This is a genomic window from Massilia sp. FBCC-B171 (genome assembly GCF_059134155.1).
In genome coordinates, this window is record NZ_CP101443.1 from 5,294,108 (window position 1) to 5,317,947 (window position 23,840).

At 66.8% G+C, this 23,840-nt stretch carries 19 protein-coding genes and 1 pseudogene; 15 read left to right on the plus strand and 5 right to left on the minus strand.

Features of this window, described 5'->3' with window-relative positions; genetic code table 11:
* The first annotated feature begins 28 nt into the window (after positions 1 to 28).
* The 4 genes from NMB41_RS23930 (at position 29) to NMB41_RS23945 (ending at position 5,530) form a co-directional block, all read left to right on the plus strand.
* Positions 29 to 2,491, plus strand: coding sequence for a hybrid sensor histidine kinase/response regulator (locus tag NMB41_RS23930; protein ID WP_494380226.1), 2,463 nt, complete (start codon positions 29 to 31; stop codon positions 2,489 to 2,491).
* Positions 2,491 to 4,362, plus strand: a complete 1,872-nt coding sequence (locus NMB41_RS23935; RefSeq protein ID WP_494380227.1) for an AI-2E family transporter — start codon at positions 2,491 to 2,493, stop codon at positions 4,360 to 4,362. The genes NMB41_RS23930 and NMB41_RS23935 overlap by 1 nt, the downstream gene beginning before the upstream one ends.
* Positions 4,363 to 4,410: 48 nt before the next feature.
* Positions 4,411 to 5,040, plus strand: coding sequence for an HAD hydrolase-like protein (locus NMB41_RS23940; protein WP_494380228.1), 630 nt, complete (start codon positions 4,411 to 4,413; stop codon positions 5,038 to 5,040).
* A 79-nt stretch (positions 5,041 to 5,119) separates the two neighbouring features.
* The gene (locus tag NMB41_RS23945) at positions 5,120 to 5,530 is read left to right on the plus strand and encodes a hypothetical protein (RefSeq protein WP_494380229.1); all 411 of its coding nucleotides are present in this window, start codon (positions 5,120 to 5,122) and stop codon (positions 5,528 to 5,530) included.
* A gap of 1 nt (position 5,531) precedes the next feature.
* Here NMB41_RS23945 and NMB41_RS23950 read toward each other — a convergent pair whose 3' ends face one another.
* The 3 genes and pseudogenes from NMB41_RS23950 to folE all read right to left on the minus strand — a co-directional run bounded on the left by NMB41_RS23950 (position 5,532) and on the right by folE (position 7,278).
* Positions 5,532 to 6,164 (minus strand): phosphatase PAP2 family protein, encoded by a 633-nt coding sequence (locus tag NMB41_RS23950; RefSeq protein ID WP_494380230.1) that lies wholly within the window; start codon positions 6,162 to 6,164, stop codon positions 5,532 to 5,534.
* Positions 6,165 to 6,362: 198 nt separating this feature from the next.
* A pseudogene (locus tag NMB41_RS23955) lies at positions 6,363 to 6,638 on the minus strand (transposase); the annotation flags it as partial.
* A gap of 73 nt (positions 6,639 to 6,711) precedes the next feature.
* Positions 6,712 to 7,278, minus strand: coding sequence for a GTP cyclohydrolase I FolE (gene folE, locus NMB41_RS23960; protein ID WP_494380231.1), 567 nt, complete (start codon positions 7,276 to 7,278; stop codon positions 6,712 to 6,714).
* 147 nt (positions 7,279 to 7,425) lie between these two features.
* On the opposite strand from folE, the gene NMB41_RS23965 reads away from it, so the two are divergent.
* Positions 7,426 to 8,337, plus strand: coding sequence for a hypothetical protein (locus NMB41_RS23965; protein WP_494380232.1), 912 nt, complete (start codon positions 7,426 to 7,428; stop codon positions 8,335 to 8,337).
* Position 8,338: 1 nt separating this feature from the next.
* Here the strand turns inward: NMB41_RS23965 and nudC are convergent, their stop codons facing one another.
* Complete coding sequence (gene nudC / locus NMB41_RS23970; protein ID WP_494380233.1) at positions 8,339 to 9,157, minus strand: NAD(+) diphosphatase; 819 nt, start codon at positions 9,155 to 9,157, stop codon at positions 8,339 to 8,341.
* A gap of 320 nt (positions 9,158 to 9,477) precedes the next feature.
* Between nudC and NMB41_RS23975 the strand changes: the two genes are divergently transcribed.
* From NMB41_RS23975 to NMB41_RS23990, 4 genes are all read left to right on the plus strand, one after another.
* Positions 9,478 to 10,833 carry a N,N-dimethylformamidase beta subunit family domain-containing protein gene (locus NMB41_RS23975; protein ID WP_494380234.1) on the plus strand — a complete coding sequence of 452 codons (1,356 nt, stop codon included), beginning with the start codon at positions 9,478 to 9,480 and terminating at the stop codon, positions 10,831 to 10,833.
* 52 nt (positions 10,834 to 10,885) lie between these two features.
* Positions 10,886 to 11,938: a glycosyltransferase family 9 protein gene (locus NMB41_RS23980; protein WP_494380235.1), complete on the plus strand. Its 1,053-nt coding sequence runs from the start codon at positions 10,886 to 10,888 to the stop codon at positions 11,936 to 11,938.
* Positions 11,939 to 12,059: 121 nt separating this feature from the next.
* Positions 12,060 to 13,844, plus strand: a complete 1,785-nt coding sequence (locus NMB41_RS23985; RefSeq protein ID WP_494380236.1) for a glycoside hydrolase family 2 protein — start codon at positions 12,060 to 12,062, stop codon at positions 13,842 to 13,844.
* A gap of 92 nt (positions 13,845 to 13,936) precedes the next feature.
* Complete coding sequence (locus NMB41_RS23990) at positions 13,937 to 14,767, plus strand: cupin domain-containing protein (RefSeq protein WP_494380237.1); 831 nt, start codon at positions 13,937 to 13,939, stop codon at positions 14,765 to 14,767.
* A 174-nt stretch (positions 14,768 to 14,941) separates the two neighbouring features.
* Here NMB41_RS23990 and NMB41_RS23995 read toward each other — a convergent pair whose 3' ends face one another.
* A complete protein-coding gene (locus tag NMB41_RS23995; protein ID WP_494380238.1) occupies positions 14,942 to 16,027 on the minus strand; it encodes an MFS transporter in 1,086 nt (361 codons plus the stop codon).
* A 588-nt stretch (positions 16,028 to 16,615) separates the two neighbouring features.
* Here NMB41_RS23995 and NMB41_RS24000 point away from each other — a divergent pair.
* The 6 genes from NMB41_RS24000 (at position 16,616) to NMB41_RS24025 (ending at position 23,813) form a co-directional block, all read left to right on the plus strand.
* A complete protein-coding gene (locus NMB41_RS24000) occupies positions 16,616 to 17,644 on the plus strand; it encodes a lysozyme inhibitor LprI family protein (protein ID WP_494380239.1) in 1,029 nt (342 codons plus the stop codon).
* 84 nt (positions 17,645 to 17,728) lie between these two features.
* A complete protein-coding gene (locus tag NMB41_RS24005; protein WP_494380240.1) occupies positions 17,729 to 18,274 on the plus strand; it encodes a glutathione peroxidase in 546 nt (181 codons plus the stop codon).
* Between the two features lie 157 nt (positions 18,275 to 18,431).
* Positions 18,432 to 21,338, plus strand: a complete 2,907-nt coding sequence (locus tag NMB41_RS24010) for a monovalent cation/H+ antiporter subunit A (protein WP_494380241.1) — start codon at positions 18,432 to 18,434, stop codon at positions 21,336 to 21,338.
* Positions 21,338 to 21,682 carry a Na+/H+ antiporter subunit C gene (locus NMB41_RS24015; RefSeq protein WP_494380242.1) on the plus strand — a complete coding sequence of 115 codons (345 nt, stop codon included), beginning with the start codon at positions 21,338 to 21,340 and terminating at the stop codon, positions 21,680 to 21,682. The genes NMB41_RS24010 and NMB41_RS24015 overlap by 1 nt, the downstream gene beginning before the upstream one ends.
* Positions 21,679 to 23,298: a monovalent cation/H+ antiporter subunit D gene (locus tag NMB41_RS24020; RefSeq protein WP_494380243.1), complete on the plus strand. Its 1,620-nt coding sequence runs from the start codon at positions 21,679 to 21,681 to the stop codon at positions 23,296 to 23,298. The genes NMB41_RS24015 and NMB41_RS24020 overlap by 4 nt, the downstream gene beginning before the upstream one ends.
* The gene (locus NMB41_RS24025) at positions 23,295 to 23,813 is read left to right on the plus strand and encodes a Na+/H+ antiporter subunit E (protein WP_494380244.1); all 519 of its coding nucleotides are present in this window, start codon (positions 23,295 to 23,297) and stop codon (positions 23,811 to 23,813) included. Before NMB41_RS24020 ends, NMB41_RS24025 begins: the two co-directional genes overlap by 4 nt.
* Positions 23,814 to 23,840: the final 27 nt, after the last annotated feature.

Genomic DNA, 23,840 nt, shown 5'->3' on the forward strand with positions numbered 1-23,840 from the left:
GCTCTACGATACTCATGGCGCGCACACGATGAAGTCCCCACCAGCAGGACGCGATTTCGACGGACTACGACACATCCTGTCGGATGCCGTACGTGGCGCGTCCTACGACGTCATCCTGCAAAGCCTGCTCGACGAAGCGCGCCTGCTCATCAACGCGCAAAGCTGGGCCTCGGTCTACCTGATGGACGAGGCGGGACAGCACTTGCGCCTGGCGGCGGCCACCGGGATTCCGGCGGCGCTGACCGAGGCGCTGCGGGAGCTGCCGGTCGGCCCGGCCGGCCCGCCGTGCGGGCGCGCCGCCCACGCCGGGCGCATCGTCATCGTCGAGGACCTGCGCAACGAGCCGCTGATGGGGCCTTATCTTCCGATCGCCGAGGCCCACGGCATCCGCTCGTGCTGGTCCTTCCCGCTGCATTCGGCGGGCGGCAGGATCCTCGGCACGCTCGCGTTCTTCCATGCGAACCAGCTTGCCCCGAGCGATGAACTGGTCGGCGAGATCGGCTATTTCACCGACTTGCTGGCCCTGCTCACCGAACGCCACCTGCGCGAACAGGAAAACGCGGTGCGCCACGAAGAGGCCGCGCGCGAGCTGGCCGCCATGGCCGGCGACTCCGAACGCCAGCGCCGCCTGTACGAAACCGTGTTGTCGAATACCCCCGACCTGGTCTACGTGTTCGACCTGGCGCACCGGTTCACCTATGCCAATGCGGTGCTGCTGAAAATGTGGGGCAAGACCTTCGAGGAAGCGGTCGGTAAAACCTGCTGGGAACTGGGCTACGAGCCCTGGCACGCGGCAATGCACGACCGCGAAATCGAGGAAGTGAAGGCGACCAGGGCGCCGATCCGCGGCGAAGTGCCCTTCGATGGCGCTTTTGGACGGCGCATCTACGACTACATCTTCGTGCCTATCCTCGGGCCCGACGGCGAAGTCGAGGCGGTGGCCGGTACCACGCGCGACGTCACCGACCGCAAGCGTTTCGAAGAGGAGCTCAAGGACAGCGAGCTGCGTTTTCGGACGATCACGAATGCGATGCCGCAGATGGTGTGGACGGCTCTCCCCGACGGTACGGTCGATTACCACAATGAGCAGTTCGACCAGTTCATCGGCTGCGAGGCGGGCGTGGCCTCGGGGGCGACCTGGGCGCAAGACCTGGTGCATCCGGACGACCGCCAGTGTGCACTCACCCGCTGGGTCCACAGCATGACCACCGGCGAACCCTACGAAATTACCCTGCGCATGCGCCACCACGCGGGCGGCTACCGCTGGGTGCTGGCGCGCGCGCTGCCGCTGCGCAGCGAAAGCGGCGAGATCGTCAAATGGCTCGGCACCGATACCGACATCCACGAAGCGAAGCTGAACGAAGAGGCGCTGCAGGCGGCCAACCACCGCAAGGACGAATTCCTGGCGATGCTGGCGCACGAGCTGAGAAATCCCCTGGCGCCGATCAGCGCCGCGGCCCAGGTACTGCGCCTGGCGCCGAACAACGCGGATAAAGTGCGCCAGTACAGCGAGGTGATTTCGCGCCAGGTCAGCCACATGACGACGCTGGTGAACGATTTACTCGACGTCTCGCGCGTCACGCGCGGCATGGTGCAGCTGGAAAAGGCACCGGTCGACGTGAAGGCGGTGGTTACCAGCGCCGCCGAACAGGTGCACCCGCTGGTCGAAGCCGGGCGCCACACGCTGGCGCTGCAGCTCGGCTCGGCCCCGGCCTGCGTGCTGGGCGACCGCGCGCGCCTGATCCAGGTGACGGCCAACCTGCTGGCCAATGCCGCCAAGTACACGCCGGCCGGCGGCCAGATCACGCTGGCCATGGATGTCAAGGAAGGCAGCGTGCGCATCGCCGTGACCGACAACGGCAACGGCATCGAGCCATCCCTGCTGCCGCATGTGTTCGACCTGTTCGTGCAGGGCAAGCGCACGCCGGACCGGACCCAGGGCGGCCTCGGTCTTGGGCTCGCGCTGGTGAAAAACATCGTGCAGATGCATGGCGGCCAGGTGGCCGCGCACAGCGCAGGGCCAGGTGCGGGCAGCACGTTTACGGTGGAACTGCCGGCCGTGGCACAGTTGCCGCGTCCCGCCGCGCCGGCGCCAGGCTTCGAGGCATCGAAGCGCGCGCTGCGCATCATGCTGGTCGACGACAATGTCGATGCGGCTTCCACCCTCTCGGCCCTGCTCGATGCGGCCGGCCACGCGGTACAGACGATCAACGACCCGCGCGAGGCGGTAGGGGCGGCGCTGGCTGCGCCGCCGGACGTGTTCATCCTCGACATCGGCATGCCGCTGATCGACGGCCACGAACTGGCGCGCCAGCTGCACGGGCAGCCGGCGCTGGCCGGCGCCGTGTATGTCGCGCTGACCGGCTACGGCCAGACCAGCGACCGCGAATCGTCGCGCCAGGCCGGATTCGATCACCACTTCGTCAAGCCGGTCGAGGCGGCGCGCCTGCTTGCCGCGCTCGATGCACAGCCCTTAACGTTAAGTCCTTAATGCGCGAATCAAGCCTGTTCAACAACCTCACCGCCAGTTCGGTCGTCACCGCCACCTGCATCCTGGGCCTGCTGTATTTCGGCCGCGACGTGCTCGAACCGCTGGCCCTGGCAACCATCCTGAGCCTGGTGCTGGCGCCCCTGATCCGCTCCCTGCGCCGCATCGGCCTGCCGCGCCTGCCGGCCACGCTGGTGTCGGTGCTGCTGGCCGGTACCTGCGTGGTGGGCGTCGGCACCATCCTCGCGTTCCAGCTAGTCGCCGTGACGCGCGATTTGCCGGAATACCGGGCCGCGATCCGTTCGAAGATCGAGCGCGTGCGCGAAATCACCGAGCGCCCGTTCGCGCGCCTGGAGGCTGAACTGAGCGCGGTGGCGCCGCAATCTCCACTGCCGCCGCCACCGCCCGTCACCGTGCGCCGCGGTACGCTCACCACCGGCGCGAATCAACCGCTGCCGGTCGAAATCCGGGCACCGCGCGCAACCACCCGCGACACCCTGTCGCGCCTGTTCGCCATGGCCTGGGGGCCGATCGGCGAAACCGGCCTGGTGCTGGTGCTCCTGATCTTCATCCTGCTCGAACACGAATCCCTGCGCGACCGCGTAATCCGCCTCGCCGGCCAGGCCGAGGTCAGCCGCACGGTGCGCGCCCTGTCGGACGCGACGCGCGGCGTGTCGCGCTTCTTCCTGACCCAGTTTGCCGTCAACCTCACCTTCGGGGCGCTGGTCGGGGTGTTGTTGTGGGCCTTCGGGGTGCCGCATGCGGCGCTCTGGGGCGCCCTGTCCGGGCTGCTGCGCTTCGTGCCCTACCTCGGCATCATGGTGGCGGGCGTCCTGATCGCGATTTTTGTCGCCGCCATCGATCCGGGCTGGTCGATGGCGCTGTCCTGCCTGGCGCTGTTCGTCTCGCTCGAACTGGTGGTGGCGCATGTGGTCGAACCCAAGGTGTATGGGCACAGCTCGGGCCTGTCTCCGCTGGCGGTGATCGTGTCTGCCTTGTTCTGGGGCGCGATGTGGGGGCCGGTCGGGCTGCTGCTGTCGACGCCGCTCACGCTGTGCCTGGTGGTGGCCGGGCGCCACGTGCGGGCGCTCGAGCCGGTGACGATCCTCTTGGGCGACGTGCCGAACGTGAACGTGGCGCAGCGCTTCTACCAGCGCGTACTGGCAGGTGAGACACACAGTATTATTTCCGACGCGCGCACCTATCTCGATCGCCACAGCTTCGCGCGCTATTGCGACCAGATCCTGCTGCCGGGGATCTCGATGGTGGCCGCCGAGCAGCGCACCGGCCAGCTGGAGAATGCGCAGGCGGCCCACATCCGCAGCACGATCGCCGAGGTCGCCGCGACGCTGACGCCCGTATCGAGCGAACCGATGAGGAAGCGCCGACGCGGGCGGGTGTCGCTGCTCGACGCGAATGTGGGCGCCCACCTGCGCAAGATGCGCGAAGCGCGCCTGGGCCGCTGGCAGGGCTCGCTTGACGTGCCCTCGCACTCGATCGTGCTGTGCGCGGGCCTGGGTACCGAGCGCGACGACCTGCTGACGGAACTGCTGGTGCGCTCGCTGCGCGAACTGGACGTCGATGCGCGCAGCGTGGTGACCGGCGCCGACCAGGACAATCCGGGCCCGGACAAGGCCGACCTGATCTCCACCGTGTTCCTGATCTATCCGGTCGAATCGACGCTGGAGCAGTGGCAGCGCGTCGCCGACGAGCTGCGCGCGGGCCTGCCGAACGCGCTGCTGGTAACGATCAGGCTGCCGTTCGGCGAAACCGCGGCCAACCAGGACGTGGTGCAGGAACACGTCGACATGGTGCTGCGCTCGTTCGAGGAAAGCCTGGCCTTCGTGGTACCGGAGCGCGCCGCCGCAGCTTGACACCACCGGTGATCGAGCGTTTTCTCAGCTTGTGTATCATCGGGACCCATGCGCTACCGCCTCGCCATCTTCGACTTCGACGGCACCCTCGCCGATTCGTTCCCGTTCCTCCTCAGCGTCTTTAACCGGATCGCTGACGAGCACGGCTTTCGGCGCATCGACCTGGCCCACGTCGAACGCCTGCGCCACTACGGTGCGCGCGAGATGATGCGCCATGTCGGCATGCCGCCCTGGAAGCTGCCGCTGGCCGCCGCCAGTTTCAAAACCTTGATGCGCGAGAACGCCGGCCAGGTGCGCCTGTTTCCACAGGTCGACACTGTCCTGCGCGAACTTGCGCGCGGCGACATCCAGTTGACCATCGTCTCGTCGAACGCCGAAGACAACGTGCGCCAGGTGCTGGGGCCGGAACTGTCCTGCCTGATCAGCCAGTACGAATGCGGGATGTCGGTCTTCGGGAAAAGCGCGCGCATCCGCAAAGTCTTGAAACGCGCAGCCGTCGCGCCCGACGCCGCCTTGTATATCGGCGACCAGGCGCTCGACGCCGACGCCGCGCGCCGCGCCGGGGTTGCCTTTGCCGCCGTCCACTGGGGCTATGCGCCGATCGAGGTGCTGCGCAAGGCCGATCCGGACCACGAGTTCGACTTGCCGGCCTCGCTGGCGGAGATCGCGACGCTGTAGCACAGTTGCACGGCTGGAAAGCCGCGTTCTATACTGGCCCCGGCGCGGCAAGGGTCGCGCCCCAACCTGGAACCCCTGCATGCGCCCACTTCTCCTGCTCGCTCCCCTGCTGCTCGCCGGCTGCGTCGACTCCTCGGCCACCTATTACATCGACGGCAACCAGCACGCGCTGACGGTGCGCGCGATGCAGGAGTATTTCTGGAAGAAGGAAGTCACGCTCGACCTGCTCGCCTCGCGCATGCCCGACTGCCAGCGCCGCATCCCGCTGGGCCAGCTGCCGATCGCGGACGTCGACATCGAGCTGTTCGCGTCAGGCGAGAACACCTACACGCTGCGCGCCGGCGACCAGGCCTGGCGCGTCGAGACGGATCGCTGCAGCGAACTGGAGGCGCCGGAACAGGTGACTGGCCAGCCTCTTGGGCTGTATCACTTCGACGAGAACAAGAAACTGGTGTTTGAAAAGGCGGAACCGGAAACGCCGAAGCAGTGAATCAGGGCCGTAACCAGCCGCGGGCAATCGGCGCGGCCAATACGCGCCGGTAGACGGTCTGCATCATCGCCACCAGCATGACCGCCAGCGCCTCCCCGGCGCGGGTGTGAACCAGCAGCGCAGCCACGGCCGACACCATGAAGGCGGCCGCCATATCGAGCGGCCAGTGCACGCCCAGGAAGACGCGCGCCCAGGCCACCACGGCGCCCAGCACCAGCAGCGCCTGGCCGAAGCGGCGCGCCTCGCGCAGGCGGCTCAAGGCCAGCGCCAGCGCCACCGAGAACATGCTGGTCGCATGATCGCTCGGGAAGGAGCTGTCGGGTGCATGGTGCAGGAAGGTCTGTCCGATCTCGACCATGAAGGGACGCGGATGGAACCAGATCAGGCCGATCACTTTGCTCATCGTCAGCGCCACGACCGCGGCCAGGAAGGCGTGCACGGCCGCTTCGCGCCGGTCCGCCACGCCGTTCGTCCACATCAGCACCAGGCCGACCGGCACCACCAGGATCACCCATTCGGCGGCGAAGATCGCCCCGTGCAGGCGCCAGCCGGCCAGGCCGGGCGCTGCGTTGAACAGGGAAAACAGGTAATGGTTCAGGTAGTCGAACATGGCGCCGGGATGAAAAGAGAACAATCTCCCAGCGTAGCTCAGCTGTTTGACGCGCACGATTCGAAATCGCAACAGATTGTGACAAGACGTAAGGGGTAACGACGAATGCCTGCTCAGTATCAGTCCCCCTCACTGGCAGGACTGAACTTTTTGCTTAAACGTCGCACAAACGCGTCAGCGCGGGCGCAGCAGGCGGTGTAGCTGGGCCAGTTCGACATCGCGTCCCAGCTTGTCGAGCGTCTGCTCGAGCAGGGTGCGTTCGCCGTCGCGCAACATGGTCCACTGGGTAAAATATTCGTGGACGGTGCGCCAGGGAGGAAAGTCGCGCGGCAGGCTGCGCCAGGCCGCCCCCGTGTGCAGGAAATACAGCACCGCGCAGTACACGTCATAGAGATCGTGCTTGCGCGGACGCGTCTTGCGCCGCGCCGCCTCGAGCATGCCGCGCACGAGCTCGAAATGCTCGCGACCGATGTCGCTGGGGAATTCGGGCCTGGCCATGTGGTTCTCCCCAAATTAGCTTTGAGGGGAGAGTTCCGGAACAGGTTCCCGGCGGGTGTTGACTAAGGGTCGATCAGTCGCGTGCCAAAGCGAGAAACTCGGTACGTAGCGCCAGGTTCGGCTGCAATTCGCCCAGCATGCAGGACGTGATCGTTTCCTCGCCCTGGGTGCGGATGCCGCGGCTTTCCATGCACATGTGGCGGCATTTCACCACCACGCCGACGGCTTTCGGCTCCAGCACTTCCATCAGCGCGTTGGCGATCTGCATCGTCATGCGTTCCTGCACCTGCAGGCGCTTGGAAAAGATGTCGACCAGGCGGGTCAGTTTCGACAGGCCGACAATCTTCCCGTTCGGCAGGTAGCCGATGGTGGCTTTCCCGAAGAAGGGCGCCAAATGGTGCTCGCAATGGCTGTAGACGGGGATGCCGCGCACCACGATCAGTTCGTTGTACTGCTCGGCGCCGTCTTCAAAGGCCTTCAGCACCGTCACCGGATCCTGGCCGTAGCCCGAGGTCCAGTGTTTCCAGGCTTTCGTCACGCGCGCCGGCGTTTCGTGCAGGCCGGGACGGTTCGGATCTTCACCCAGGCTGGCCAGCAAACGGCGCCAGTCGTTCTCGGTAAATTCTTCTTTGTAAGACATGGGAGAAGCCCTAAAAATACGATTGCCGCCAGTATATAGAAAATGGACGAAGAGGGCCGGGAGCTGCTCCTTTCTTGAGCAAACCAGACTCATCTGTTGTAGCGATGCGCTAGCGTGGACTCGCTCACTACTCGATGGAGGCGGCCTATGTTCGGAAGCTCGGTACTGGAACTGGCAATCGGTCTGACGTTTTGTTACGGCACGGTGGCGCTGATTGTGGCGACCGTCCAGGAAGCGCTGGCGGCGGCATTTCGTCTGCGTGCCAACACCCTGCTGGCAGGGATCAAAAGCATGCTCAACGATCCGCGCTTCACGGCGCTGGCGCAGATGGTGTATGCGCACCCGCTGGTCAATCCGCACAGCGACGGCAAGGCGGCCGACGAGCGCACGCTCGCCAGCAAGCCATCGTATATCGAACCGGGCTATTTTGCGATCGCGCTGATCGACAGCATCCAGCACATCCCCGGCAATTTCGCGCGCCTGGGCCTGGATATCGACGCGGTGGCCGACCCGCAGGTGCGGCGCGCCTTGCAGGGTTTATATGCCCGCGCCGGGGGCGACCTGGAGCGCTTCCAGCACCTGATCGCCGGCTGGTTCGACAATGCGATGCAGCGCCTTTCCGGTAGTTATAAACGGCGCCAGCTGCTGATCTCCTTCCTGATCTCGCTGCTGCTGGCGATCCTGTTCAATATCGACAGCATCGCCCTGTTCCGCACCCTCTGGCAGCAGCCGCAGCTGGCGGCCCACATCGGTGCGGTCCCGACTGCGCTCGACGCCGACACCCTGCGCCAGCTGTGGGCGCTGCCGATCGGCTGGCAGGCTTTCCCGCCCAGGCTGGACGCCGCCTTTGCCCTGCAGGCGGCCGGCTGGATCGTCACGGCGTCGACCACGCTGTTCGGTGCGCCCTTCTGGTTCGACCTGCTGCAGCGCGCGGTTCAGCTGCGCAGCACGGGCACGCGGCCGGACGACGGCGCGCATGTGCAGGTGGCGGCATCGTCGACGGGTCCGGCAGCGATCGAAGTGCGCACCACGCCGGCGCTGCCGGCAGCAATCAATTAACTTACCTGCCCGCCGGCCGGTGCGCGTCCACTAATACACTCGAGACCGAGATGTGCGGCACGCGCTCCGGCCATTCGTCGTTGGGGCCGAACCAGCGCGCTTCGGCGATCTCGAGCGGGTCGACGCGGATCTCGCCGCCGGCGTAATCGGCCGTAAAGGCGATCATCAGCGAGTGCGGGAAGGGCCAGGACTGGCTCGCGAAATACTGCAGGTTCGTGACCTGCAGCCCCACCTCTTCGAACACCTCGCGGTGCACCGCTTCCTCGATCGACTCGCCCGCCTCGAGGAAACCGGCCAGCGGCGTAAACCGTTTGCTCGGCGAGGCCACGTGCATCGCCATCAGGAAGGCGTCGCCCTTGCGGATCAGGACCATCATCGCCGGAGAAATGCGCGGATAGGCCAGGTGTCCGCAGCTGCCGCATTTAAAACTGCGCTCGTGCGCCACGCGCGCCATCGGCTGGCCGCAGGCGCCGCAGAAGCGGTGCGTGCGCGCCCATTCCGCAATCTGCGCCGCGCGTCCGGCCAGGCCCAGCATCGATTCGTCGAGCTCGAACAGCAGCGAACGCAGGCCGCGCCAGGCATAGCCTTCCGGTAGCGCATCGCTCTCGATCCAGCCTGCCTGGCAGTAGCGCTCGCCCAGCAGCCCGACCGGCTGCACCTTGGCCGGGTCGAGCTTGACCGCGGCCAGGGCGGCGGCATCGGGCAAGGCAAGGTCGTGTTCGCGCAGCAGCAGGCGCCCGCCATGGAAGACGAAGGTGAGCGGGTCGGCATGGTCCTGCGGCGCCATCAGCGGCGTGAAGGTCGGAGGCGTTTTCAGCATCGTCGGGTCGCGGTAAAAGTAGAGGGCCCATCATACTCCGGCTGGCGCCGCCGGGCGCAAAGGCCGCGGCCGATCCACGATTGGCCGCATTGTTGACCCCGCCACATTCCCTCAGACCCTTTTCGGGCGCCGAGGTTTCCTGATTCGTCAGCAGATCCAACCTGCGTCAGCCGCGTTCAGCGTGCCGAACTAACGGCAACTCATCCTGCTCAAAGAGGGACGATTCGCTCCTTCGCTGCGCCAGAACAGGAGAAGACGATGAACGCGGGATCCGTCATGCGCGGCACCACCTTGAGCCGGCGCGTCGTACCGGGGCGGCCATGATCAGCGCCTATCCCGGCCGCGCCAGCGTGCTGCCCGGCGAGCGCCTCGTGCTCCATGTCGCCACCAGCAGCCGGCGCTTTCGCGTGCATTTCTACCGCTGGGGCGATGGCCCCACCGCCATGCACAGCTCGCCCTGGCACCCCGGCGAACGCGCGCGCGAAAAAGGCGCGGGCGAGGACTGGGACTGGCCGGCCTACGAATTTTCCATTCCCGCGCACTGGACCTCGGCGGTCTACATCGCCCATCTTGAAGAAGCCGAGGGCGGACCGGCCTTCTCGCCCGCACTCGATTCGGCGGCGGTGCTGTTCGTGGTACGCGGCGCGCGCCACGGCGGCATGCTCTATAAACTGCCGCTCGCTACCTGGCATGCCTACAACCTCAGCGGCGGCGGCTGCTTTTACGCCAGGCCGCCGCAATCGACCGCGCCGCCCGGCGCACGCGTGTCGCTGCTGCGTCCCGGCGGCGGCATCGGCGGCCCGGTTTGGGGCGCGCCCGATTACTACGATGCCGCCAGCCGGCGCCACAGCTTTGCCCATTGGGATGCGCGCTTCATCGGCTGGCTGGCGCGCCAGGGCTATGCGCCGGAGTTCTGCACCGACCTCGACCTCGACGCCGATCCGGCGCTGCTGCTGCGCTACCGGCTGCTGGTCGCTGCCGGGACCGACGAATACTGGACCGAAGCCGCGCGCGAGGCGGTCGAGGATTTCATCGCCGCCGGCGGAAATGCCGCCTGGTTCGCCGCCAGGCTGTGCCGCTGGCGCGTGCACCTGGTCGACGGCCGCTTCCTGGTCTGCCACCAGGGCGGCGCGCACGGCGCATTCGATCGCTGGTGGCCCGCCGGCGGCGCCGGGCGGCCCGAAGACCGGATCACGGGCGTGAGCCATCGCCACGGCGGCGCCTGGTGGGAGGGCGCGCGCCAGACCCGCGGCTTCATCGTCCAGCAGCCGGACCACTGGGTCTTCGCCGGCACCGGCTTGCGGCGCTTCGAGGCCTTCGGCGCCGCCAGCTGGCCGCCGCTAGCCGGCTACGCCTGCGACGGCGCGCCGCTCGACACGTTCGATCACGCCAGCGGCGAAGCGCTTCTATCTGCCTGGGCCGACGGCGACGGCACGCCCGACGGCTACCAGCTGCTCGCCGCCTGTCCCCTCGACCGCCGCTGGCAGGCGCTGCCCGCCCGCGCACGCCATGCGGCCGGCGAAGGCAAGCACGCCGCCACGCTTGGCCTCTACGAACGCGGCGGCACCGTGTTCGCGGCCGGGACCAGCGACTGGGCGCAAGTGCTGGCGGACGGGCGCGACCGCCAGGTCGAACGCATCACCCGCAACGTCCTCGACCGCCTGCTGCGCCACTAGCGCCCTTGCAGCCATGGCAGCCGTTCTCCGACCTCACCCCATGGAGGAAACCATGTCCCGGCGACCGCTCCTGCACCGGCTCGATATCGCATCCGTCGTCGTGTTCCGCGCGCTGCACCTGGGCGACATGCTGTGCGCCGTGCCGGCCTTGCGCGCGCTGCGCGCCGCGCTGCCGAAAGCGCGGATCACGCTCGTCGGCCTGCCCTGGGCGCGCCAGTTCGCGCGCCGCTTCCAGCACTACGTCGACGACTTCGTATCCTTTCCCGGCCACCCCCTGCTGCCCGAACAGGAAACCCGCCACGAAGAGCTGAGCGCCTTTTATGGCGGCCTGTGCGCGCGCCGCTTCTCGCTGGCGCTGCAACTGCACGGCAACGGCGCGGTCACCAACGAAATCGTGGCCGGCTTCGGCGCCCGTGCGATGGCAGGCTACTGCGACGGGAAAGCGGTCGCGAGCGAGCGCACGGTCCTGTTCCCGTATCCGGAGGTGGGGGCCGAGCCGGACCGCCTGCTGCGCCTGCTCGAGCGGCTCGGCGCCAGCGCCGCCGGCGACCATCTCGAGTTTCCCATGGCGCCGGAGGACAGCGAAGAGCTCGAGGCCAGCGGCATTGCCGCCGGCCTCGTCCCCGGCAATTACATCTGCGTTCATCCGGGGGCCAAGAAGCGCGACCGGCGCTGGCCGCCGCAGCGCTTCGCCGAAGTGGCCGACCGCCTGGCCGCCGAATTCGGCGTCGGCATCGCGCTCACCGGATCGGCCGACGAGGCGGACCTGGTCAGCGAAACGGCGAGCCACATGCAGGCGCGCGCGGTGCATGCCGCCGCGCCGCTCTCGATCGGGGCCATGGCGGCGCTGATGAAAAACGCGCGCCTGCTGGTCTGCAACGACACCGGCGTGTCGCATATCGCGGCCGGCCTGCGCCTGAAAAGCGTGGTCATTTTCAGCCGCGCCGACATCGCGCGCTGGGCGCCGCTCGACCGCGACAAGCACCGCTGCATCTGGGACCCCGACGCCCAGCGTTCGGCGGCCGTGCTGCAGCATGCGCGCGCGCTGCTGGCCGGCACCGACCCCAGCCGGCAGCGCAGGGCCGGCTTGTGGCCGTATTTGTAGGTTTGAAAACGCGTGTCGTAAGCGGGCGACACCTTGAATATTCGCCGTGCATAGGGTGTACACTTTTATGCAAGGCGCAAAACAAACAGCAGTCCCCTCCACCACAGGTTTCACCCATATCATGCGCAGCGATGACACCCCGAGCACGCTCCATCCGCGTCCGCAGATGGTGCGCCAGCAGTGGGCCAGCCTCGACGGCTGGTGGGAGTTTGCCTTCGACGATGCCAACGCCGGCTTGTCCGAACGCTGGTTCGACGGGCGCGAACTGCCCCAGCGGATCCTGGTCCCTTTCCCCTACCAATCCAGCACGTCCGGCATCGGCAGCCGCGAGATCCACGAAGTCATGTGGTACACCCGCAGTGTCGAGGTACCCGAAGGGTGGGACAGCGGCGCCCTGCTGCTGCACTTCGCCGCCGTCGACTACCGCGCCGACGTCTGGATCAACGGCCGCGTGGCGGGCCGCAACCGCGGCGGCCACGTGCCCTTCTCGTTCGACATCGCGCCCTACCTGAAGCCCGGCACCAACCGCGTGACGGTGCGCGTCGAAGACCGCCAGGACCCGTACCAGCCGCGCGGCAAGCAGTCTTCGTCGGGCACGCCGGTGCGCATCTATTATTACTGCACCAGCGGGATCTGGCAGAACGTCTGGCTCGAACCGGTGCCGGCGCTGCGCATCGATTACCTGCGCATCACCGAGTCCCGGCCCGACGGTACGCTGGCCCTGAACGTGCACCTGCACGGGCCCTCGAGCGACTGGGAGGCCGAACTCGACGTGCTCGACGGGCTCGAATCAGGGCAGGTCATCGCCCAGGCCAGGAGCCGCAGCAGCAGCGCCTGCATCGAACTGCGCACCCAGCTTGCCGACCCGCGTCCCTGGTCGCCGAAGGACCCGCACCTGTATCCGCTGCGGGTGCGCCTGCTGCACCGCGGCCAGTTGATCGACAGCGTCGAGTCGTACACCGGCCTGCGCTCGATCGAACTGAAAGACGGCTGGTTCCACCTGAACGGCGAGCGCATCTTCCTCCTGATGGCGCTCGACCAGGGCTACTGGCCCGATACGCTGCTGGCCGCGCCCGACGACGCGGCCTTGCGCGAAGACGTCCTGTGGGCCAAGCGCTTCGGCTTCAACGGCGTGCGCAAACACCAGAAGATCGAGCACGAACGCTGGCTCTACTGGTGCGACCGGCTCGGCCTGATGGTATGGGAAGAGATGCCGAACGCGCGCTCCTGGTCCGAGGAGTCCGAAGAGCGGCTCGAGATCGAATGGCTGCGCGCCGTCACGCGCGACGCCAACCACCCGTCCATCGTGGCCTGGGTACCGGTGGTGGAAAGCTTCGGCTTTCCCGAACTGGTGCGCCATCCGCACCAGCACGACTTCCTCGAGCGGATGGTGGCGCGCACGCGGATGGTCGACGCAACCCGTCCCGTCATCGACAACGACGGCTGGCAGCATACCGACGTCACCGACGTCTGCACCATCCACGACTATTCGCATCCGGTCGAGGCGCTGCTGGAACGCTATGCCAGCACCCGCCTGTCCGGCCTGCCGCCCGACACCGGCTGGCACAAGGGCAAGGCCCTGTTCCTGAAAGGGGCGCAGTACCGCGGCCAGCCGATCGTGTTTTCGGAAGTGGGCGGCTACCTGCTGGCGCCGGACCAGCCCGAGCGCCGGCGCGACCGCCTGTACGACGCCTACGGCAACGTGCGCAACGAAGACGAACTGGCGCAGCGCTACCGCACCTTGATGGAAGGCCTGGCCTCGCTGCCCTTCCTCGCCGGGCTGTGCTACACCCAGCTGACCGACGTCGAGCACGAACAGAACGGTTTACTGACCGCCGGCCGTGTGCCGCGCCTGCCCCCGGAACAGGTCGCGGCGCTGCACCGCCAGCTCTGGCCGAATGCGTGACTATGCCCACGCCCTCAACAATTTCGTCAATTCTCTTCCTAAAAAATAGCAAATCGTCCAGAATAGGCTGCCAATCCTCAATAATGGAGCTTATGGACAAGATCTCGTCGCTGGTCGGCCGCTATTCGTTTCGGGCTCAGGTATTTTTTAACGGAGACTTTTGCGATTCGAACGCCTTTGCCGAAGACAAATCGGCCGGGCAGCTGCACCTGGTGCGCAGCGGCCCGGTGGTATTTCGCCATGACGGCGCCCCGGCGCTGCGGGTGAACCAGCCGGCGATGGTGTTTTATCCGCGCGGTACCGCCCATGTGCTGGAGATTCCGGAAGGCGCCAGCGCCAGCCTGCTGTGCGCCCACATCCGCTTCGAGGACGGCGGCGACAATCCGCTGGCGCGCGCCCTGCCCGCCTGCCTGCACCTGCCGCTGGCCGGCATGCCCGCGCTCGAGCACACCCTGGAGTTATTGTTCTCGGAAGCGGCGGCCAAGGGACAGGGGCGCGACGTGATCCTCGACCGCCTGTGCGATGTCCTGATGATCCAGGTGCTGCGCCACGAATTCGAGACCGGGACCTTGTCGGTGGGCTTGTTGGCGGGACTCGCCGACCGCCAGCTGGCGCCCGCCCTGGGCGCAATCCACGCGCGTCCGCACGAACCCTGGCAGCTCGAGACGCTGGCACGCGAAGCCTGCATGTCGCGCGCCCGGTTTACCGAGCACTTCCGCAACGTGGTCGGCATGCCGCCGGGGGAATACCTGACCCGCTGGCGCATCGGGATGGCGCAGAATCTACTCAGGAAGGGGATGCCGGTGAAAGTGGTCAGCAGCCAGGCCGGCTATACCAGTGCGCCCGCATTTACGCGGGCGTTTACGGCGATGGTGGGGGCGTCGCCGCGGCAGTGGTTGAAGGAGGCGGCGGCTCCGGCCTGACGCGCGTGCGTTCGTGGGGCTGTTGCCTGCACTGTTAGTGGTGGGTTGAATCCGCGTGGGCTCAAGAGCCCACCCTACGGGACACGCTACCTATCTAAGTAGGGTGGGCACCCGTGCCCACGCGGATCAAACCAACCACTAACGCCCCACGCAACAGCGCCACGTCCGCCAAAATTACTTCAATAAACGCGTCCGGCTCGCCACAAACGCAATCACCAGCGACAGCCCACCCACATACCCAATCGCCATTTGCATCCCGACATGGTGGGCAATGGCGCCGATCACCGGCGGCCCCATCAGCGTGCCGCTGTAGGCCATGCTGGCCACACCGGCCAGGGCCACCGGGCCCTGGGCGCCGGCGGCGCTGAACACGAAGGGGAACAGCAGCGACAGGCCGAGGCCGGCAATTGCGAAGCCGCCCAGGGCCACATAGGCATTCGGCGACAGCACGGCGAAGAACAGGCCGGCGCTTGATACCAGCGCGCCGGTGCTTACCAGGCGCTGGGCGCCGAAGCGGGCCTTGAGCTTGTCGCCCACCAGGCGCGAGATGAGCATCATCGCCGAGAAGCAGGTCAGGGCCAGCGGCGCCAGGCCGTCGGTGGCGCCGAAGTGCTCTTTCAGGAACACGCCGCTCCAGTCGGCGATGCTGCCTTCCGACATCGAGCCGAGGAAGCCCAGCAGACCGAGCAGTGCCATCGGACCGCGCGGCAGGGCAAATTTCTTCTTTTCGACTTTTTCGACAGCGTCATCGGCGTCGAGCATCGTGTAGGCGCCGTACAGGGCCAGTGCCAGCGGCATGGCGACCATCACGAAATGGGTGGCCGGGGCGATGTGCAGGCTGCCCATCAGGCTGCCGAGGGTCGCGCCGGCCAGGCCGCCTGCGCAGGCCAGGCCGTGCAGCATCGACATTTCCGATTTGCCGGTCTGCTTTTCGTGCTTGGCTGCGGCGGCGTTCATGGCCACGTCATAGGTGCTGGCGGTAATGCCGAGCATCAGCACGGCCATCATCAGGCGCGAGACGGTTGGCGCCATGCCGATCGACACCAGCACGCACAGCAGGGCCAGGCCCGAGATCAGCAGCGATTTACGGGCGCCGAACTTGCCCATCAGGAAGGAGGACACCGGGAAGGACATCAGAGCGCCGACGCCGCCGCACAGCAGCACCATCGACAGGGCCGAGTGCGAAACGCGCACGCCTTCGGCCAGGGCCGGAATGCGGCCCGCCCAGGAACCCATGATCACGCCAAACAGGGCGAACATGATGGGCAGGGCATATTGTTGAGCTTGAACGAGAACCGGGCTGCGCGACGAAGAGATCGGGGCGGATACAGCAGGTACAGTGGTGTGCATTATTTTCAAATCGAAATAAATAAGCCTGTGCTTCAGTGCGTCCGGGAGGCTCCACTCGTCGGGATCGCGTTGGAACGGTGGCGTCTTTGCGACTGCTCGTGCCGTTCTTGACTGATTGCTACAGGGGGTCTGAAAAGCAAACGCCAACCCTAGTGGCTGGCGTCAAGAAATGATGGGTGGCAATTTTACGCAAACGAATCGGGCTTTTCGCTTTCCACACGGAAAAAATTTATGCACGTTGCGTCAGGTTCACAGTCGAAATACCAAGTAATTAGCAGGGCCATATCGACTATGGTCGCCCTTGCATGTCGACAATTAATTTTCGTTAGGAAAGCGAAAATGAACGGGTTACCGAGTGTAAAAATGATTGTTGAACGTGCGCTGGCTCAGGAAATTCGGAAGCCTCTCTCATAGATAAATTGCGCCATCTCACCACCGGGCAAAGCCGCTCGCGTTAGCGTTAAAGCTTCCATTCGGAAACTTTTCGAGGAGACTGCGATGCCCCGTGCGTATTGGCCTTATTTATTTGCGAGCCTGCTTGCCGGCGCCGCCCAGGCTGCGCCTTATCCGAACGTCTACGGTGCACCGCCGGAAGTGCTGCGGAGTGCCGACTGGTATCGCCAGTGCCTGCGCGTAAAAAACGAAAAGCCGCGCCAGGCGCCGCCCGCCGCGGCGAGCGCGAAGGGACGCTGCGACGCCTCCGCCATGTACTACGACACCCTGAACCAGCCGGACGCGGCCAACGCCGACTGGCAGCGCGTGCATGCCTGCGCGGCGCGCACGAATGCGCATGGCGTGCTGATGATGCTGTATGCGAACGGGGCCGGGACGATTCCGCAGTTCGACCTGGCCCTGCGCCACGCCTGCAGCATCCAGAGCCCGGTCGACGAAATGAAGAGCCGGGTCCAGCACCTGCGCCGGCGCGCCAGCGGCGACGACCGCGCCGCGGTCGATGTCTGCGACGACGCCAGCGCCGGCATGCGCGGCGAATGTGCGGCGATGCGCGAGCGCCAGCGCGACAAATCGCGCGGCGCCCAGCTCGCCGACCTCACACGCGGCTGGAATGCGAAGGAACAGCTGGGCCTGGAAATGGCGACCAAGGCCGCGCATTATTTTGCCCAGCACCGGGTCGACTACGAAACCGACGCCAGCAGCGCGTCGACCCGCTCGCTGCAGCTGGACGTCCAGGCCTTCGAGCTCGACCAGTTCGCGGCCGATGTGCTGGAGGCCGAAGCCGGCAAGGCGCCGCGCTACTCGGAAGCCGAGTTCGATAGCCTGGAACAGAAAATGAATGCAACTTACAGCCAGTTCATGCAGAACCGCCCGGCCAGCACCTCTTACCTCGGCACGATCCGCAAGGCCGGCGTGGAAAAGGCGCAGCGCGCCTGGCTGGCCTACCGCGATGCGATGGAGTTATATGGGGCCATCCGCCATCCGCAGGTGCCCGGTTCCGGCTGGCGCGCCCTGCTCACCGCGCGCCGCCTGAAACAGTTGACCGAGCTCGATAACGCGGCGGCCGGACGCTGATCGCTCCGAGCGCAACAGCGGCGCCAGCACGCGTGCGCGGCGTGCGGTAGGATAGTTCTTTACGCCACCATGAGGACTGACCGCATGAGCACGCTATTCGATATCCCGCTGCACCGCCTCGAAGGCCAGGACGCCACCCTCGGCGAGTACCGCGGCAAAGTCATGCTGATCGTAAACGTCGCATCGCAATGCGGCCTCACGCCGCAATACGCGGGCCTGGAAAAACTGTTCGAGCGCTACGAAGAGCGCGGCCTGGTCGTGCTGGGCTTTCCCTGCAACGATTTTGGCGCCCAGGAACCGGGCAGCGAAGCGGAGATCGCCGATTTTTGCCAGCGCAACTACGGCGTGCGCTTCCCCATGTTCGAAAAAGTCGAAGTCAACCGCGACGCACGCCACCCGCTGTATCGCGAACTCATCGAAGCCCAGCCGCAGGCGCGCCAGGCCGACGGCAGCACGTTTACGGACAAGCTGGCCCAGCACGGCCTGAGCCCGAAGAATGCGTCCGACGTCACCTGGAATTTCGAGAAATTCCTGGTCGGACGCGACGGGCAAGTGATTGCCCGCTTTGCACCGGACGTGAAACCGGACGATCCTGCGCTGGTGGCGGCGATCGAGGCGGCGCTGGGCTGAGCCAGCGGCCCGGTCGGGCTAACGCGTTGCCGTCTTTGCCACAAAACAGGTAAAGTAGCTGGGTTTGAGTCCTGGACCTGGTGGAGGCGCGCGTGAACGACAGCATTGATGCGACAGGGTTGCCAAGATCGCTGCCTGCGCCCCCGCGTCCGGGTTGATGCCGATGCTGTCCCTGCTCGTCCTGCTCCCCTTTGTCGGCGCCCTGATCGCCGCCTGCATGCCGTCCGGATCGCGCAACCGCCCGGCGGCGGTGGCCGGCATCGTCACGCTGGCTGCCCTGGCGCTGGCCATTCGCGCGTTTGGCGCCGTGAGTACCGGCGAGATCCTGCGCGAGCGCCACGAATGGCTGCCCGCCTTCGGCCTGGACCTTGCACTGCGCATGGATGGCCTGGCCTGGGTGTTCACGGTGATGGTGCTGGGCATCGGCCTGCTGGTCTTCCTGTACGCGCGCTACTACATGTCGCGGCGCGACCCCGTGGCGCGTTTCTTCGCCTACATGCTGGCCTTCATGGGATCGATGCTGGGCGTCGTCCTGTCGGGCAACCTGATCCAGCTGGTCATCTTCTGGGAACTGACCAGCGTCACCTCCTTCTTGATGATCGGCTACTGGCAGCACCGCAACGACGCCCGCCGCGGCGCGCGCATGGCGTTTACGGTGACCACCATCGGCGGCCTGTGCCTGCTGGCCGGCGTGCTGATCATCGGCCACATCGCCGGCAGCTACGACCTCGACACCGTGCTGGCCGCGGGCGACCAGGTGCGCGCCCATGCCTGGTACCTGCCGGCGCTGGTGCTCGTTGCGCTGGGGGCGCTCACCAAGAGCGCGCAATTCCCCTTTCACTTCTGGCTGCCGCATGCGATGGCCGCGCCGACGCCGGTGTCCGCCTTCCTGCACTCGGCGACCATGGTCAAGGCCGGCGTCTTCCTCCTGATCCGCCTGTGGCCGACCCTGTCCGGCACCGAGGAATGGACCTGGATCCTCGGCACCGCAGGCGTCTGCACCTTGCTCATCGGCTCGTTCTTCGCGATCTTCCAGCACGACATGAAGGGCCTGCTGGCGTATTCAACGATTAGCCACCTCGGCCTGATCGTCGTGCTGCTCAGTATCGGCTCGCCGCTGTCGGTGGTCGCGGCCATCTTCCACACGATGAACCATGCGATCTTCAAAGCTTCGCTCTTCATGGCCGTCGGCATCATCGACCACGAGACCGGCACCCGCGACATGCGCCAGTTGCGCGGCCTGGGCCGGGCCATGCCGTATACCGCCGCGCTGGCCGTCGTCGCCAGCGCCGCCATGGCCGGGGTGCCGCTGCTCAATGGCTTCCTGTCGAAGGAAATGTTCTTTGCCGAGACCATGCAGGTGGGCGGCACCGAAGACTGGTCGATGTCGTATGCGGCCGTCGCCATGGGCGTGTTCAGCGTCGCCTATTCGCTGCGCTTCATCAGCGTCTTCTTTGGCCGGCTCGCGACCGACCTGCCGCAGCACCCGCATGAGCCGCCGCGCTGGATGCGCTTTCCGGTCGAATGCCTGGTGGTGCTGTGCATCGCCGTCGGGGTGATGCCCGAACGTGCGGTCGGCGAGGTGCTGGCGGTGGCGGCGCAATCGGTGCTGGGTGGCGCGCTGCCGGAATACAACCTGGGCATCTGGCACGGTTTCAACCTGCCGCTCCTGATGAGCGTGGCGGCGCTGGCGGGCGGCCTGCTGTTCTACGTGCTGCTGCGGCGCTATGCGGGCCTGTCTGGAGCGGACCGGGTGCCACTGCTGCACCGCCTGAACGGCGCCCAGATGTACGAAAATGCCCTGCTGGCGCTGTCGCAGGCCGCCGCCTGGCTGCTGCGCTGGACCGGCACGCGGCGCCTGCAGCTGCAGCTGATGGTGCTGATGGCGGCGATGGTGGCCATCCCGCTGCTGCTGGTCGACCCGCTGCCGGCCATGCCGCCGCTGCGCGCGACCGACCTCGATCCCCTGTTTGCGCTGCTGTGGCTGATCGGCGCGGCCTGCGCGCTCGGTGCCGCACAGCAGGCGAAATACCACCGCCTGGTGGCCCTGCTGCTGGTCGGCGGCGTCGGTGTCGTGACCAGCCTGACCTTCCTCTGGATGTCGGCGCCCGACCTGGCGCTGACCCAGCTGATGGTCGAAACCGTTACCACTGTCCTGATCCTGCTCGGCCTGCGCTGGCTGCCGCCGCGCTTGCCCCCGCCTGGCCTCGCGCAACGCGTGCCGCTCGGCAGCTGGCTGCGGCGCGGCCGCGACGGCATGGTGGCCGTGGCCGGCGGCCTCGGGCTGGCCGCCGCCACCTACGCGCTGCTGGCGACCGAGGCCCCGCCCACGATCAGCGACTTCTTCATCGAGCGCGCCCTGCCCGAAGGCGGCGGCGCCAACGTGGTCAATGTGCTGCTGGTCGACTTCCGCGGCTTCGACACCCTGGGCGAAATCACGGTGCTCTCCGCCGTCGCGCTGACTGTGTATGCGCTGCTGCGCCGCTTCCGCCCGGCGCCGGAAAGCGTCGCCATCCCGGTGCAGCAGGCCAGCGATGTCGATCCGGCCGTCGCCCAGACGCCGTTCCAGCAGGCCACGACCGGCTACCTGATGCTGCCGGCCGTCTACCTGCGCTTCCTGCTGCCCTTCATGGGCATCATCGCCGTCTACTTCTTCATGCGCGGGCATAACCTGCCGGGCGGCGGCTTTGTCGCCGGGCTGATCTTCGCCACCGCCATCATCGTCCAGTACATGATCGCCGGGACCGACTGGGTCGAATCGCACCTGCGCCTGCGGCCGCACCGCTGGATCGCCTGGGGCCTGGCCACCGCCTGCGTCACCGGGCTCGGCGCCTGGCTGTTCGGCTACCCCTTCCTCACCAGCCATACCGCCCACCTCGACTTGCCGCTGCTGGGCAAGATCCACGTACCGAGCGCCTTTGTCTTCGACCTCGGGGTGTTCCTGGTCGTGGTCGGAACCACCATGCTGATCCTCGTCGCCCTGGCCCACCAGTCGCTGCGCAGCCACCGTGCACCGCCCGGCGCCACCCGCGCCGCCCTGCCACCGGCCGAGGAGATCGCCTGATGGAACTCGTACTCTCGCTCGCCATCGGCATCGTGTTCGGGGCCGGCATCTGGCTGTTGCTGCGCCCGCGCAGCTTCCAGGTGCTGACCGGCCTGATGCTGATGTCGTATGCCGTCAACCTGTTCATTTTCATCATGGGACGCGTCTGGCTCGACGAGCCGCCGTTCACGCCCGCCGGCAGCCTGCCCGACGCGCGCATCCTGGCCGACCCGCTGCCCCAGGCGCTGGTGCTGACCGCGATCGTGATCGGCTTCGCCACCACGGCCCTGTACCTGGTGGTGATGATCGGTGCGCGCGGCATGACCGGTACCGACCACGTCGACGGCGAGGAGCCCGAGCTATGACGCCGCAACACCTGGTCATCCTGCCGATCCTGCTGCCGCTGTTGTGCGGCGCGGTACTGGTACCGCTCACCCAGGGCCGGCACCGCTTCACCTTCGCGCTGAGCTATGCCTCGGTGCTGGGCCTGCTGGTCACGGCCTGCGCCCTGATGGTCAATGCCGACGGCGGCGCCTGGCCGGAGGGCATCGGCGTGTACCTCGCCGCCAACTGGTCCGCGCCCTTCGGCATCGCCCTGGTCGCCGACCGCCTGGCGGCGCTGATGCTGCTCCTGACCGCCTTGCTGGCGCTGGCCTCGCTGCATTTTGCGATGGGGCGCTGGAGCCGGATCGGCGTGCATTTCCATTCGCTGTTCCAGTTCCTGCTGATGGGCATTAACGGCGCCTTCCTGACCCACGACCTCTTCAACCTGTTCGTGTTCTTCGAAGTCATGCTGGCCGCCTCGTATGGACTGGTCCTGCACGGCTACAACGCCGAGCGCCTGCGCGCCAGCATGCAGTACATCGCCGTGAACCTGGCCGCCGCCCTGATGTTCCTGCTCGGTACCGCGCTGATCTACGCCACCACCGGCACCCTGAACATGGCCGACCTGGCCCTGCGCATCGCGGCCATGACGCCAGACCAGGTCGGCCTGCTGAAAGTCGGCGTCGCCGTGCTGGCGCTGGCCTTCCTGGTCAAGAGCGCGATGTGGCCGCTCGGCTTCTGGCTGCCGACCACCTATGCCGCCGCCTCGCCCCCGGTGGCGGCGATGCTGGTCTTGATGACCAAGGTCGGCGCCTACGTCATCCTGCGCCTGTGGCTGCTGCTGTTCGGCGACGAATCAGGCGCCGCCGCCGGTTTCGGCTACGACGCCCTGGTCTGGGGCGGCATGGCGACCATCGTGTTCGGCGCGGCCGGCATGCTCTCGACCGATTCAGCCGGGCGCATGGCCGGCTACAGCGCCGTGGTGTCCTCGGGCACCCTGCTGGCCGTGATCGGCTACGGCCAGCCATCCCTCATCACGGCCGGACTGTATTACCTGATCGGCTCGACCCTGGCGGTGGCGGCCTTCCTGCTGCTGATCGAACTGATCGACCGCATCCGCACCCCGGGCGCGGCGATCCTGGCGCTGACCATGGAAGCCTGGGCCGTCGAGGACACCCCGGACGAGCCGCGCGGCAAAGGCGTGCCGGCGGCGATGGCCTTCCTGTCGCTCGCCTTTACCGCCTGCGCCCTGATGATCGCCGGCCTGCCGCCGCTGTCCGGTTTCGTCGCCAAGTTCAGCATGTTCCACGCGCTGCTCAATCCGGAGCCCGGCAGCGGCGCGATCGGCGCCACCGGCTGGACGCTGATGGTCCTGGTATTCGCCTCCGGCCTGATCGCCATCATTTCGATGCTGCGCTTCGGCGTGCGCACCTTCTGGGCCGCTGAAATGGTCACGCCGCCGCGCCTCCAGATATCGGAAGTGGCGCCGGTGACGGCCTTGTTATTGCTGTCGCTGGCGATGACGGTGCAGGCGCGCCCGCTGTTCGACTACCTGGGACGCGCCAGCGCCGACCTGCACGAACCCGGCAAGTACGCGCGCCGGGTACTGGGCGAGCCGGTGGTCCCGGGTCCCGCCAGCCGGCCGGAGGCGCCATGATGCGTTATTTGCCTTACCCCGTCGTGTCGTTGACGCTGTGCGGGCTGTGGCTGCTGCTGAACCAGGCCTTCGACGCCGCCAGCATCCTGCTCGGCGCCATACTCGGCATCGCGCTGCCGCTCCTGCTGCGACGCCTGCAGCCGCGCGGCTATCCGCGCCTGCATGCGCCCCTGACGCTGCTGCGCCTGCTTGGCATGGCTTCGGTCGAGATCGTCCGCTCCTGCTTCAACGTCTGCCGCATCATCCTGTTCACGCGTCACAGCGCCGTCAAGTCGGAATTCATCCGGGTACCCCTGACGATGCGCGATCCGTACGGGCTGGCCATGCTGTCCTGCCTGATCAACATGACGCCGGGCACGGTCTGGGTCGAGATCCTGCCCGAGCGGCACGAACTGTCGCTGCATGTGTTCGACCTGCACGACGAGCAATGGTGGATCGACACCATCCAGACGCGCTACGAGCGCCCTTTGATCGACATTTTTGAACCTGGGAGTACCCGTGGCGACCTTGCTTGAACTCTCGATAGGCTATGCACTGGTGTG